Annotated in this window: 11 protein-coding genes; 4 read left to right on the forward strand and 7 right to left on the reverse strand. The window is 53.3% G+C overall.

What is annotated here, in order from left to right:
• Positions 1–267: 267 nt before the first annotated feature.
• On the reverse strand, positions 268–1,260 hold the full coding sequence (locus KTH_RS15990; RefSeq protein ID WP_111317743.1) for a GAF domain-containing protein: 993 nt from the start codon (positions 1,258–1,260) through the stop codon (positions 268–270).
• A 558-nt stretch (positions 1,261–1,818) separates the two neighbouring features.
• On the opposite strand from KTH_RS15990, the gene KTH_RS15995 reads away from it, so the two are divergent.
• Positions 1,819–2,622, forward strand: a complete 804-nt coding sequence (locus KTH_RS15995) for a CPBP family glutamic-type intramembrane protease (RefSeq protein ID WP_497619898.1) — start codon at positions 1,819–1,821, stop codon at positions 2,620–2,622.
• 36 nt (positions 2,623–2,658) lie between these two features.
• Here KTH_RS15995 and KTH_RS16000 read toward each other — a convergent pair whose 3' ends face one another.
• Together KTH_RS16000 and KTH_RS16005 are read right to left on the reverse strand one after the other, a co-directional pair.
• A complete protein-coding gene (locus KTH_RS16000) occupies positions 2,659–3,483 on the reverse strand; it encodes a hypothetical protein (RefSeq protein ID WP_497619900.1) in 825 nt (274 codons plus the stop codon).
• A gap of 243 nt (positions 3,484–3,726) precedes the next feature.
• The gene (locus tag KTH_RS16005; RefSeq protein WP_111317751.1) at positions 3,727–5,121 is read right to left on the reverse strand and encodes a nicotinate phosphoribosyltransferase; all 1,395 of its coding nucleotides are present in this window, start codon (positions 5,119–5,121) and stop codon (positions 3,727–3,729) included.
• Positions 5,122–5,377: 256 nt separating this feature from the next.
• On the opposite strand from KTH_RS16005, the gene KTH_RS16010 reads away from it, so the two are divergent.
• The 3 genes from KTH_RS16010 to zwf all read left to right on the forward strand — a co-directional run bounded on the left by KTH_RS16010 (position 5,378) and on the right by zwf (position 9,262).
• The gene (locus KTH_RS16010; RefSeq protein WP_111317754.1) at positions 5,378–6,433 is read left to right on the forward strand and encodes an alpha/beta hydrolase; all 1,056 of its coding nucleotides are present in this window, start codon (positions 5,378–5,380) and stop codon (positions 6,431–6,433) included.
• Positions 6,434–6,619: 186 nt separating this feature from the next.
• A complete protein-coding gene (locus KTH_RS16015) occupies positions 6,620–7,573 on the forward strand; it encodes a hypothetical protein (protein WP_497619903.1) in 954 nt (317 codons plus the stop codon).
• A gap of 141 nt (positions 7,574–7,714) precedes the next feature.
• Complete coding sequence (zwf, locus tag KTH_RS16020; RefSeq protein ID WP_497619905.1) at positions 7,715–9,262, forward strand: glucose-6-phosphate dehydrogenase; 1,548 nt, start codon at positions 7,715–7,717, stop codon at positions 9,260–9,262.
• A 67-nt stretch (positions 9,263–9,329) separates the two neighbouring features.
• On the opposite strand, the gene KTH_RS16025 is transcribed toward zwf, so the two are convergent.
• From KTH_RS16025 to ggt, 4 genes are all read right to left on the reverse strand, one after another.
• The gene (locus KTH_RS16025; protein ID WP_111317763.1) at positions 9,330–9,593 is read right to left on the reverse strand and encodes a CsbD family protein; all 264 of its coding nucleotides are present in this window, start codon (positions 9,591–9,593) and stop codon (positions 9,330–9,332) included.
• 224 nt (positions 9,594–9,817) lie between these two features.
• On the reverse strand, positions 9,818–11,623 hold the full coding sequence (gene pepF / locus KTH_RS16030; protein ID WP_497619907.1) for an oligoendopeptidase F: 1,806 nt from the start codon (positions 11,621–11,623) through the stop codon (positions 9,818–9,820).
• Between the two features lie 163 nt (positions 11,624–11,786).
• Positions 11,787–12,746, reverse strand: coding sequence for a glycosyltransferase (locus KTH_RS16035; RefSeq protein ID WP_497619909.1), 960 nt, complete (start codon positions 12,744–12,746; stop codon positions 11,787–11,789).
• 47 nt (positions 12,747–12,793) lie between these two features.
• Positions 12,794–14,419: a gamma-glutamyltransferase gene (ggt, locus tag KTH_RS16040; protein ID WP_497619911.1), complete on the reverse strand. Its 1,626-nt coding sequence runs from the start codon at positions 14,417–14,419 to the stop codon at positions 12,794–12,796.
• Positions 14,420–14,489: the final 70 nt, after the last annotated feature.

Genomic DNA, 14,489 nt, shown 5'->3' on the forward strand with positions numbered 1-14,489 from the left:
CTTCCCTCTCCGCTCATCTCCTCTTTTTACCACCATAGCCACCCTTGCAAGCCTGCTGAGATAGATACACTACACCCCTCTCACAAAGGAGACAAACACACTGGATAGGTATCCCTCGGCCCAGGTTGTACATAGAATACCTGAAAGAGCGGGGGAGATACATCGGTCATATGGACGGTGCATTTTGGAAGCAAACATGTTATAATAGAGGCAAGATTGAAGTTTAATCCTTTCCCTTGCATCCCCCCGAAAAAGTCCCCACCCGGTTCAGTCCTCCTGTATATCAAGCGAGATAGGCATTTCTAGCATTTCCTGTTCTATTTCTTGCCACACCCGCAACAGCGCCACCGGATAGGATAGCTTCTGATCGAACATCATTTGTGAGACCCGTTGCGAGAAGTTACGAAACAGCGCCATCTGAAGAGTATATGGAGGCAATACACGCAGTTCGATATCCTCCAATGCATAGAAGGCGTCCGACTCGAAGGCCAGCGCCAGCAGATTCGCATATTGCTCGATCAGGTTTAGATGGGCAACCGTGAAATACTTTGGCAGAGCGCTGGATACCAGTAAACAGCCAAAGATACGCGTTCGGCGCATGATGGGAAAGGCAGCCGCACTCTCCTCGTTCTCTGCCCAGATCGCAGGAAACAGCATAAACTGTTCCGCACGGCTCTGCACAAACACCAGCCGGCAATTCATCACCGCAGCGCCTGCTAGCGAATCCGCACCCAGAAACATCGTCTTCTGCCCGAGATCCCCCTTCCAGGGACCTGATCCTTTGCTCCCTATCTCGCGCAAGCTCCGCACCTTACCGCCCGGTTGCGCTGGCGGCAGGCAGGCCATCACACTGACAGAAAGCCCCAATCCGTCCGGATCCAGATGCTTCAGCGCCTGCTCTAGAATCACCCCTTGTAAATTGGTCGAGAGGGAATTCGCCGTATTGGCGTAGTTCTGCAACATCTGCGCATAAAACTCCGCCGGGATCTGTTGCACTATCGAAGATTGGGCGACCATATCCTGTAAACCAGGAAATTCTTTCGCTGCAAGCCAGGTAAACTCCTGTACATGACGGGAAGGAATGGCACGAAGTAACGCCCGTAGATTCTCTTCCTGGGGGCGTGTCCCGCCCTTAACCCACCGCACTAATGTCACCTCAGTGACCTCAACAGCCGAAGCGATCCGTTTCTTTTCTGCCTTATCCTGGATAATTGAGCCAAGCAATTCACGCCAGGTTCGTTCTTCATGCTCGTTGTGCATCTCTTTCTCTCAATCATCAAACTGTATCGCCTCAAGGGGCCCCGGGATTGAGCCGCAGGAAGGGAAGACACATTGCGGCCCTTTTCCCCAAACCTCCGCTTGCACACACAATAGCTGCCTTGTTCATGGCCTGGAGCGGTTCCCATAATCCACAGCGCTGACATTGACCCCTCTCCACCGCCTTTGGCTATGGACCCGTATCGTAGTGAGAACTGACAGGCGTCATCCCTCTACACGTGCTCTGAACGCAAGCCCGTAAACCGGTCAGGTTGAAACCGACTCCTGACTACAAGCTTTCACACCTATAATAACATTTATACAGAAAAATATCAATCTTCTTTTTCTCACACAAGAAACAAAACATATACAAATAACTTTCGTTCCCTATCAAAACAACAAACATGCATGTAACAGCGTGTCATCTTCCCTTGCCAGGCCGTATTACGTCTGTTTCGCTTTTCACAGGAATGCCGCATCACCGAACGTATCTTTCGGCTCCAGAAAACCGTTTCTACTAATAAGAGAGCATACTAAAATCAAAAGAATTGGAGCGATTCATTGCTACAACATCATCAAGACGAACACGTCACCGTAAGCGAGCAACTCGCAGAGAAAGCCCCCTGGACCCTGAAGCAGACCATCGCGGGCATGGTTCTTACCCTGGTTCCGTGGTTTCTGCTCAATATCGCCTCTTCCCTCAGCAGTAGCGGAGCACCAACAACGCAGACGCCACTCTCGCCCGGAACGGACCTTGCCAATGCCATCGCCACGTTCATTGTGACGGGCTTCATTCAGAGTATATTTCTCCTGGTCCCGATTTACTTTGCCTTTTTCCGCACCAGGCCGACAGAAGTGCCACGCAGAGAATGGGGGACACAGGCGCTTGGCTTCAGGCGCTTTCAGCCGCGTGTCATTCTGACGGTTATCGGGCTACTCGTGCTTATCTATATCATCAATGTGCTCTATCAGCTTTTCCTGCAAGCCATGCACCTGGATCTCAAAACAAATGATCAGGTTATTCTCTCGTTGGGGAAACGAGCGCCGATCACATTCTATGTGACGCTGTTTTTGAGTGTTTTTGTTGCGCCCGTTTGTGAAGAAGTTTTTTTCCGGGGATTTGTCTTTAGCGGATTGCGGCGGGGTATGCCGGTCTTCTGGGCAATTCTACTCAGCGCAATCATCTTTGCCCTGACCCATTTCGACCCCGCCTCATTTCTGGTCCTTCTCTGTCTGGGAATTGCCTTTGCGTATCTACGCTGGCGTACCGGCTCAATCTGGCCGGGCATCTGCCTGCACTGGCTGAACAACACACTGGGAACGGTGTTGATACTGGTCAATCTCTATGGGCATCTCTCACTTTAATCAACGCAATGCATAGGCGGCTCTTCTGCCTATGCATCACTGCTTGAGCTCACCCTGGATCAGACGCAACTGGCCAAGCAACATTACAAGGTAGACGGTCTGCTGAAAGAAGAAGACCAGTTCTGGATGACTGTGAATCTTGCCAACCATCACGGTTAACACGGCAACCATTCCGAAAAGCAGCGCCGGGCCGGGCTGAAAACGCCAGCAGGAGGGCCGCAACCACCAGACACAGATAGAAAGATAGATGGCAAGTGTCGAGACAACCGCCTCCATATTCTCCAGCGTTCGCGCCTCCTCAGGAAACTTCCAGAAACGATAGAAGAACAGGAGAATACTTCCTATCAGCGCCAGCCCAAAAAAGATGGTGTCCCATCGACGGACAGGCACACGATTCAGCGAGAGACAGACAAAAGCCCCGAGCAGCGCAACCGAGGACATCGTGTCTAAATAGATACCGACCGATCCATCAACAGGGAGAACGAAATATTTGATCGCCACGCCCGCAACAAGAAACGCGCTCCAGACAATTCCGAAAACAGCCGCCAGCTTCCCCCATGAGCGCCGCGACACAAAAAAGAAAACCGCCCAGACCACCAGCAATAGAGCGGTCTGCCCCAACAAAAAGCGATTGTCCGAACGAAAAAAACGATAGCCATTGAGCCAGCTATGCGCGATGACGCCTGCACAGCTCAACCAGAGAATAGCAATTACACCAAAAGAGATAATAAAGCGCGGTGTCCAGATAATGCCCGTTCGACCTGAACCCCTTGAGGTCCCGCGCGACGCAGCATTCTCTTCCAACTGAGCCGCCGCTTCCTGTTGCTGATACCGATTGGAATCTAAAATACTATCAGCCATGCAGACACTTCCTCATAATAAAAAAATAGTGACAAACCAGGGCCGATACCCGAAGCATACGTTCAAGAGTAATGTGTTTTCCCTCACATACCAGGCATGCGTATTTTTCTTTTTCCCCTTCATTATACCAGGATATAACCAGAGAGGAAGTACAACAGTACCAGAGGCCTCTATCATGCACAGCGCAAGGAGGAGTTTCAGGGGAGAGAGGATGTGGGGAAAGACATCCTCTCTGCTTTTCGTCTAAGGCACATTCTTGCCAATTAACTGGGCCGCCTGCTTCCGCAGAGAGAGCAGCCCTTCGCTAAAGCGCACCGGGAATGGTCTCTCGGGCGAGAGTGCACGATACTCAGCAGGCAACTGCTCAAGGTTCTGCTGTGCCAGCTCGCGAATCTCAGACAGCGGAGGCAGGCTGCCAGGAATCACTTCACCATTCCGCATCACCGGACGCAACAGGCGATGGTAGCCGTCCGGGCGGGGCTCATGCGCCAGTTGAACAATATCTTCTTCCCAGTTTGGATGACGATAGATCTCCTTCTTGCCAGGCCAGGTACTCTTGGCGCCCGCAATCTTGATCTTGGGGTATTCCGTCCCCGAATCATCGACATACCAGACTTCTTTATAAACCGCGCCAAGCGAGCCGCCATTGATGCCGCGCTCAACCGAACCAGCTCCGCTACCCAGGGATGTACCAATACCAAAGGAATCAACCGCAGCGCCCTCAGCCAGTAACTCTTCAATTTTCCACTCATCCAGATCACCACTGACCAGAATCCGCACGCTATGCAGCCCCGCATTATCCAGTTGCTCACGAATATATTTGCTATCGGCAACCAGATCACCGCTATCAAGACGCACCGCCGCTAACGTATGGCCCAGTGTCTCCTGCGAGCGCAGCGCGACCTCAATCGCGGTATGAATAGCCGAGCGAACATCGTAGGTATCCAGGAGCAGTGTATAACGGTTGTACGCCTCCGCAACAGCCTCAAATGCCTCCTTCTCAGATGGATAAAGCTCTATCAGGGCATGAGGCACAGTGCCAGTAGCAGGAAGGCGATATTCATACGCCGCATTGAGCAAAGAGGTACTGGCGCATCCACCGATGTAGGAGGCCCGAGCGACGGTCATTGGCTCCTGCGCACGCCGGAAAGCAAACTCCGAGATTCGGCGCGTTCGTCCTTTATTGGCGGCATAGGTAATACGTGAGGCTTTTGTGGCAATCAAGGTTGACAGACTGATCGCCTGCAACAGCCCCGCCTCAAGTAGCAATGCCTCACGAAAGGGCGCTGTCACCCGCATAATTGGCTCGTTCGGAAACGCAATCGAGCCTTCCGGCAAGGCCAGAATCTCGCCAGTGAAACGCACTTCGGCCAACTCGTCGAGAAAAGCGGAATCATAGTCACGAATCCGCGCAAGGAATTTCAGATCTTCAGATGTATAGCGAAAGGATTGTACAAATTCAAGGGCCGATTCCAGACCTGCAACCAGCAAATACGCCCCACCGAAGGGAGCTGTCCGCGTGTATAAATCAAACGTGGTCAGACCGTTACGACCCGTCCGCCACGATACATAAGCAGCGTCAGGATGATACATATCCGTCATTAATCCTGGATGAAAGCTAGGCGCACGACGATTCATAAGTTTCTTCCTCTTTAGTCAAATTCGCCTCCATGTGAGTTAGTGTACATTGTACCATATTTAGGCAAGGAAAAGACAAGAGAAGGGAGAGTTTACCCGTGCTCTAGAGATAGAGTACAATAGAAGAAAGGGCAATTTTTCATATCGGCACCTACCTGAAAACAATCTCCTTATTTCATCGGGGAAATTCCCCACCTACACGAATAACAGAAAACCGACCTACAGGCACACAAGGGATGTTCTAAAGGAGGTTGCCATGTCCGGGCGACATCGTTGGGCCATTGGAGTTGCTACCAGTACCGGCATTCTGGGCCTCACCATGACCAGTGGTTTAGCCATGTTAGCCAACCATTTTGTGAAAGAGCTTTCTCGTCCGCATGCAGTGTTGAATGAAGCCGAATTTAGCTGGATCACCCCGGCTCCATTACCAGAACCACCGTATACACTTCAACGTCCGCTTCTTTTTCAAACCACCGATGGAGCGCTGATTAGCGGCGAGTTCTGGGCGCAGCCCGAGCCCGCACCAACCATCGTCCTCTGTCACGGTTATCGCATCTCCCGGCTTCACCTGCGCTCGGTCGCCAGCCTGGAATACGCACGCGGCTACAATGTTCTGTGTTTCGACTTTCGCGGCCACGGAACCAGCGATAGCGTGATTACCAGCGGAGGCAATGCCGAGGTGCGCGATCTGGAAGCCGCAATCATGGCCGCCAGCCGTCAACCAGAAACAATCCCCGGACGCATCATTCTGCACGGCTTCTCAATGGGGGCAGCCGTCGCGCTACTCACTCCACCGGGACCAGAAGTTGCAGCCATCATTGCCGACAGTCCCTATGCTCGCTCCGATGATATTATCCGCAGAATCGTTCAATTTCAGCTTATGGAGCATAGCAATCACTGGCCCACCCTTGCCCGAAGGCTGAACGCCCTGTTCTCTCCGCTGGCCTGGGCAACCGTCGCTATGAGCGCGGTCGTGTTTCGGCTCCGTTTTGGTTATGGCTTTGTGGCGCGTCCGCGTTTTAAGCGCTGGAAGGCTCTCCTCGAAGGCGCTACACAGCCGCGCACCACGCCCATTCTGCTGATCCATGCTCGCGGGGATCAATTAATCCCCATTCAACATGCCTATCGTCTCGCGACCGAGGCAAAAGCGAATGATATTCCACTGGAAACGTACTTCGTCGATGCAATCGGCCACTGTAGTGCGTATGGCTACAATCCAACACAGTATGACATGGTATTACGAACGTTTCTTGAAAGACATCTACAGAGTGATTTTCCTGCCAAACATCGGAATATGAAGATACCCGAATAGAAGAAAGACTTGCATCTTTCCACCTTGAAGTGCAATAATTTTGAATAGGAGATCAGGTAGCTGCGTTAACTGTATTGCCTGAATCACATTTTCGTGGCGCACAGAATATTGGAGGAGACCACGCCATCGGCCATCTGCTGCTGGTGGCGTGGGCAAGGAGTTTTTGCACTATCCCGAGGAGAAAGCATGATACAACGAGACGAGATCTCTCCTGCGACCGATGCACTGGAACGTCTGCCTCGTACAAGCGGACAGCGGAATGCGATCATTACTCGTAAAGCGAGTGGCCGTCTCAAACAGACAGATGCTCTTCCGTATTACGGCTCGGATGGCCCCGGCACTCGCGCCGCCTGGAAACAGGTCGCACAGCTTCGGGAAGAGAATCGCCATCTCCGCACTCTGCTGGAAGAGCAACGCACCACCTACCAACAGCTACAAGAGGAACACACTACCCTCAAAGCCGAATTTGAAAACCAGCTCGCTCAGCTACACAACGGCTATCAACAGGAACTGGAATACTATCAGCAGCATTTGCACGAGGCCACCACCGAACGGCAACGGCTTCAAGAGACCGTGGAGCTTCACACGCAGGAACTGCAAACAACAGCCCAGGAAGAGGCCCGCAAGCTGATTGCCGCCGCCACGCAAGAGCTGGCCCGTTCGCCAGAGAACCCCCCGGAGCTGTTGCAGGAGGTGAAGGCGACCATCGAAGCCCAGATCAAGCAGCAGGAAGAAAAGCACCTGGTCGAACTGCTCTTGCTCAAACGCGAGGTGCAGCATATGGCTGATGTGCTGGACAAAGAGCGCAAGCAGCTCGCCGAGGAGCAGAAACGGGTGCTGACCCTTCAACGAAGCTCGCGTGAGCAGGCACACCTGCGCCAGCGCCTCCTGGAGCAGCGTATCAAAACGCGCTGGAAAGTGACTTCACTTCTGACAACTATTGTGTTCCTGTTTTGTATGATTGCCTTTCAATTTCTGTTTCTCCTGCTTTTCCACATTCCACTTACAGCCGGGATCTCATTCGCGCTTCTCACCCCCATCTTGCTCTGCATCCTCGGGGTATTTGCGTTGAATGGGCCTCTGGCGACGGCCTGGACCATCTATACAGGTGCCCCCCATAAGAAAAAAGTACAGGAATAGCCTCTCTGCCCGGATTCACGCGAGGAAATCCGGGCACTCCTTTTTTGCCTCCAGCCGGAAACCTTTTTGCTTTTTCGCCAGTACCTAAATAAGAGCAAGCACAATCATAACCCATACACAACTTCTTTTTTGGGAGGCAGTATGCAACAACTCCAGCCCCATAAGCTCTGGGCAGAGGGAAGAGTACCCGATCCCAGTACCATTGTGATTTTCGGCGCAACCGGAGATCTGGCCCAACGAAAACTGTTACCCACGCTGGCCCACATTATGCACGAACATCCCATGCCAGAGCCATTCTGCATTGTGGCCTTCGCCCGCCGCCCGATGAGCGATGAGCAATGGCGCGAGATGGCTCTGAAGGCAATTGATACCTATCTGCCAGAAGATGACCGCCTCGATAGCCAGGCAAAAGAACAGTTCGCCAGCAGGCTCTTCTACTGTCAATCCACCTTTGAGGACAGCAGCGGCTATCAAAAGCTGAAAAGCCTGCTGGAGCGGCTGGATAAAGAGTATGGCACAGAGGGGAATCGCCTGTTCTATCTGGCAACGCCCCCTGATACCGATAACGAGATTGTCCGGCATCTCGGTGCAGCGGGTCTTGTCTACAAGCCGCTGGAAAACGGGGAGAAAGGGCCCTGGTCCCGCATCATTATTGAAAAGCCCTTCGGACATGATCTGGCGAGTGCCAGGCAGCTTAATCGCGATCTGGCGCGCATCTTCCACGAGCAACAGATCTACCGTATTGACCACTATATGGGCAAAGAGACGGTTCAGAATATTCTGGCATTTCGCTTCGCCAACGGCATCATTGAGCCGCTCTGGAATCAACGCTTTATTGATAACGTACAGATCAGTGTTGCCGAAACATTGGGCATCGGCACGCGCGCCAAATTCTACGAGACAGAGGGAGCCCTGCGCGATATCGTTCAGAACCACATCATGCAAATCCTCTGCCTGACAACAATGGAGCCTCCCGTCAACTTTGAACCTGCGTCCCTGCATGATGAAAAGGCAAAGGTGCTCAAGGCAATTCAGCCCCTGACACCTGATGAGGTAGCCCAGCAGGTTGTGCGCGGACAATATACCGCCGGGCAAATCGACGGCCAGAAGGTGGTAGGCTACCATGAGGAAGAGCACGTTGCCCCCGATTCAACAACGGAGACCTTCGTTGCCCTGAAACTCTTCATTGAAAACTGGCGCTGGGAAGGAGTCCCGTTCTATATTCGCACAGGCAAGCGCCTCCCCGTTAGAAATTCAGAGGTCACCATCCAGTTCAAGAGTGTGCCGCATCAGCTCTATAAGCCAGCCGAAACGGTCGGCCTTGAGCCTAATACGATGACGCTGCGCATTCAGCCCGACGAGGGCATATCGCTTAAGATCGCGGCAAAGGTGCCGGGGGCGGCTCGTTACCTGAAATCGATGGATATGAGTTTCTCATACAGCGACTTCAAGATTGAGCTCCCTCGCGCCTACGAACGCCTGATCATTGATTGTATGCTCGGGGACTCAACACTCTTCATTCGGCGCGATGAGATTGAAGGCGCATGGCGCATCATTGACAGCATTGAGGAAGGCTGGCAACAGATGTCAGCAACCAGCGTGCATCCCTATGAGGCGGGAACCTGGGGGCCACCGGAGGCAGACCGCTTGCTGGCACGCGATGGCAAGAGCTGGCATAATCCCGAGTAGAAAAGAGAAAAAGCGCGGGGCGCCTCTCAAGGCTCCTCACGCTTTTCCAGTGGAGACACAGAAGACCCTATTCGGGCTCATTTTCTCGCTTTTCCTGCTCCTTCATACGTCCACGAATCACATCCGCCGCCTCATCAACCTTCTGCTTGCCCTTCCCTACCGTAGACTGCACAGAGCCGCCAAGCTCTTTCTCTTTGCCTTTGGCCTGCATCTCCTCGTTACCGGTCAGTTCGCCGACCTTGTCCTGTACTTTTCCAACGGCCTTCTTCATCTTGCCTTTGAGCGTATCGGCAGTTCCCTCTGCACCAAGATCTCTCTTATTCTCGTCCATACCATTCTATCCTTTCTTTATGAGAAACGCGTGATGCATACAAGACATCTCTCGTACTGAAGCCAGTATGTACTGTTGTGTCGATGAGAAGTTGTGCTATATCCTTCCCTGAACACTGGCCTCTGTATATGACACTGTCAAAAGCTCCTAAACGAATACAGCTAACCACAGCGATACATAAAAAAGATCGGACACCTCGCGAAGAGATGCCCGATGGATGCTACTTAGCCGAGCAGTTGTTCCATCTGCTCCAGATACGTCTCGAACAGCTTAAACGCTTGCTGGACCGGCTCGGGTTTCGTCATATCGACGCCCGCCTTCTTCAACAGTTCAATACTGTAGTCAGAGGAGCCAGAGCGCAGGAAGCCGAGGTAGCGATCAACGGCGGGCTGGCCCTCATTGAGAATCTGCTGCACCAGCGCTGAGGCGGCAGAAATGCCGGTTGCATACTGATACACATAGAAGCTCTCATAGAAGTGCGGAATACGCGCCCACTCGATCCCGATCAGATCATCAACCGTGGCAACGCCGCCATAGTACAGCTCGTTCAGATGCTTGTAGATCTCACTGAACACGTCGGCAGTCAGCGGTTCACCCTGCTCGGCCCGCGTGTGGACCTTCAGCTCGAACTCGGCAAACATCGTCTGACGATACAGCGTGCCGCGCATGTCTTCCAGCGCATGGTTCAGGATCGCCAGCCGGGTCGCGGTATCTGAGGTATGCTTCAGAAGATAGTTCGTCAGCAGGCCCTCGTTCAGCGTGGAAGCCACCTCGGCCACGAAGATCGTGTAGTCACCATAGGCATACGGCTGCGTGCTCCGCGTGAAGTACGAGTGCAGCGAGTGTCCGAGCTCGTGAGCCAGCGTGAACATGCTATCGCGGTTGTTCTGATAGTTCAGCAGAATGAAGGGGTTGGTGCCATACGCGCCACCACTATATGCGCCACTGCGTTTACCGGGCGTCTCATAGACATCGATCCAGCGCTGTGAGAGACCCTGCTTCAGCGTGCTGACGTAGTCATTGCCCAGAGGAGCGAGCGCCGAAACGACGATATCACACGCCTCCTGATAGGACACGCGATCCTCTTTCTCCTCAACAATCGGCACATATAAATCGTACATGTGCAGCTCGTTCAACTTCAACACCCGCTTGCGCAGCTCAAGATAGCGATTCATCAGCGGGATATTCTCGTGTACGGTCTGGATCAGGTTGTCATAGACGCTTACGGGAATATTGTAGCGAGACAGTGCCAGCTCGCGGCACGTCTCGAAATTGCGCTGACGAGCATAGAAGATGTTTGACTTGACCTGAGAGGACAGCGTGGCCGCGATGGTATTGCGCTGCCGATAGAACGAGCCATGCATCCCCTCAAAGGCATCCTTACGAACACGGCGATCCTTGTTACGAATATAGAGGATATAGTTTCCGTGTGTCAGCTCAACATCCCGGCCCTGCTCATCTTTGATAGTCGGCAGCTTCATATCCGCATTGTTAATCATGGCAAAGATGTTGTCCGGCGCATGGCTCATCTCACCGGCAGCAGCTAGAATTGCCTCGATCTCAGCGGAACGAATATGGGGACGCGTGCGGTTGATATCGTCCAGATGATGTTTGTAGAGGTCCAGGCCTGGAGTCTCGGCAACATAGCGGTCAAGCGTTTCCTGCGGAATTGAGAGAATTTCGGGGTCAATAAAGGAGACCGCCGTTGAGAACTGGACAAACAACTGTGTAGCCCGGTCCGCCAGCCCCTGATAGAAGCTGTTCGTCGTATCCTCATCCTTGCGCATCGACGCGTAGACATACAGGCGTTCCAGACGCTCGGCGACCGCATCATGCTTGCGCAGCACACTGAGCAGCGCTTCCCCACTGCGAGCGAGCGTGCCTTTCAAAGCAGCCAGCTCGGGAATACGCTTCTGAAGCTCCTGGTACTCCTGTTCCCATGCATCATTGCTTGCGAAAATGCTTTCGAGATTCCACTTATAGTCCTGGGGAATCTCGGTACGATTCTTGTATGTCTGTACCGTAGTCATGCTTCTCCCTTTCAGCGGAAAATAGAGCACAAAAGAAATAAAAGGTGTGGAGCCAGCCATAATGAATCGAGAGAGCTGAGAAGGCTCAGCTCATTCTGGCACCCGATAGAAGAGAGACGGTATCATATGCTCTCTTTAGAGATGATACCGCCTCGGGCAAAATCTATTCTTCTTCCTCTTCCTCTAGCAAGAGATCATCGCGCTCGCCCCACTTGCCCAGAAAGCGATAGAAGTTTCGCTTGGTCAGGCGGGCCTGCTCAGAGTCGGAAAAGCCAGAGTCAAGCTGTTCCGCATGATCCTTGAGGGGAAGATCTGACACAACAACAGCTTCAAGGCCCAAATCGCGAACCGCGAAGCTGAAGTCGATGTCCATATAGCGAGCAAAGCGATAGCGCTCGTCAAAGAAGCCGATCTCTCTGACCAGCTCACGACGGAACGCCATGCAGGAGCCGTCAACCGCTTCGACCTGCTCTTCCTGACTTGCTTCAAAATGGCGCAAATCATCGGTACGGAAGCCATGCGCCCCGACAATACCAACCTCATCATCTTCCAACGCCCGGGCAAGCGGGGTGAAGATATCGCCGGTCAGTTCAAGCGTCGGGTCAAGCAACAGGATATAGCGTCCCCGACTCAACTTCAAGCAGGCGTTCTGTGCGTCCGCCGCCCCCATTGTGCGGGTGGCACGCAACACATGCAAACGGCTCTCCTGTTGCCGCGCAGCATCGGCCCAGAGATCCAGGCCATCCTGCGAGGCATTGTCGAACAGCAATATTTCGATGCTCGCATCGCCCGCGTAGCGCAACACGCTTTCAACACAGCGCCGCGCCTCCTGAAAGGCGTTTCGAGCAAGAATATGTATCGAAAATGTGCAGGTATCCGGTGCCTCTACCTGTGATGGGATATCCCGGGCAACGCGATAGAGTCTACCATCCACCTCGACACCGGGCAGCATAATCAGGTATGCGCCGTGGGGGTTGTCCTTTACAACAAAGCCAGCCTCTTCAATACGTTGCTTGAGCAGGTCAGCACGAGCATACTGACCACGCCTTCGCAAGAGATCGCGTTCCTGAGAGAGGGCAAGAATTTCAGGTGGAATGGTTTGACGATATGGACGAGTAGACATGGTACGATCCTTCCTTCGCTACAAAAAACGCTACCCACAAACTCCCGCTACCAGCCAAGTGCGAGACCGTCGCACCGGGGATCGGCAGCACCAGCAAAAACGTGAGTTTCGGGGTGAATCGCGATCGCCTGCACATGTCCCATACGATCCTCATACGGCCCCAGAACGGAGACATGATGACCGCGAAGATCAAGTGCAGTGGGAACATCAGCAGGGAAGCGTCTTTCAAGCTCGACAGCTTCGATTATAGAGTGATCCTGGTAGTCATCAACACCGCTTTGCCCTCCCAATTCGTATTCTTTGCCGGACTGATCCAACTGGAAACGTCCGCTTCTCCAACGAGGGGCCGCTATAGCCTGTTGGATATTCAACTGAAAGTCTATCACAGCGGTCAGCAATTGTACATGGATTTGCGGTTGTGCATCGCCACCCATAGAGCCGAACGCGAGATAGGGCTGTCCGTTCTGTAATACCATTGCAGGGGCCAGGGTATGCATGGTGCGCTTCCCCGGCTGCAAATAGTTTGCGTGTCGCGGATCAAGCGAGAAGTAGGAACCGCGATTATGTAAAAGAATGCCGGTATCACCACCAACCACACCACTCCCAAAGCCATAATAGAGGCTTTGAATCAGCGAGACGACGTTCCCGTAGCGGTCAGCGGCACAGAGATACGTCGTGTCTCCCGGCGGCTCAGGCGGGCCCGCGCTTCGGGACGCTCGCTGGATGTCAATGCGTTGGCGTAACTCGGCTGCATATGCTTTACTCAGTAAACGTTCCAGTGGAATCTCTACAACATCAGGATCAGAAATAAAGCGATCACGATCGGCAAAAGCCAGCTTCTTTGCTTCGAGCAGAAGGTGAAGGTACTCGGGCGATTGATAGCCCAGAGAAGCAAGGTCATACCCTTCCAGAATATTCAACATCTCCAGCGCAGTCAGCCCCTGCGAGTTTGGCGGAAACTCATAGATCTCATAGCCGCGATACGTCGTCTTGATCGGCTCCACCCAGTTTGATTGATGCTTCGCCAGATCTTCCATACTCAACACGCCACCACAGCGCTGGACATACTCTGTAATACTCTGTCCGAGTGGCCCCCGATAGAACACTTCTGGCCCCTCGTGCGCCAGCATCTTATAGGAACGGGCCAGGCGCGGCTGTCGAAGAATACTTCCAGCGGCAGGGGGAGCACCTCCCGTCAGATAGACCTCGGCGCTGCTACTCCACGGTCCAAGTACTCCTTCAGCGGCCTCAGTAAACCATGTATGCAGTTTGGGACTGACCGGCATGCCCTCTTCCGCAAGCTGAATAGCAGGCGAGAAAATCGCTTCAATGGAGGCCGAGCCAAAACGCTCCCAGGCCTCAAACCAGCCATCAACAGCGCCCGGAACATTGATCGAGAGCGGCCCCCGCAAGGGCAACTTCCGAAGCCGACGAGCGGCACACAGTTCCGGCGTCAACCCCCGTGGCGCCCGCCCGCTGGCATTGAGCGCATGAAGCTGTCGCGTCTTCGCATCCCAGATCAACAGGAACAGATCACCACCGGCAGAACAGGTAGAAGGATAGACGACCGTCATGGCAAGGTTGGCAGCAAGAGCGGCATCGAGTGCATTTCCTCCCTGTGCAAGGAGCTGTACACCAGCCTGAGTAGCAAGGTAATGAGCAGTCGCAACCATTCCCCGTGTAGCATAAACAGGACTATCGGAGAGCATTTCAGGAGACCCCGTTTCTATTGTTAAGGCACGG

The sequence above is a fragment of the Thermosporothrix sp. COM3 genome, from assembly GCF_059696735.1.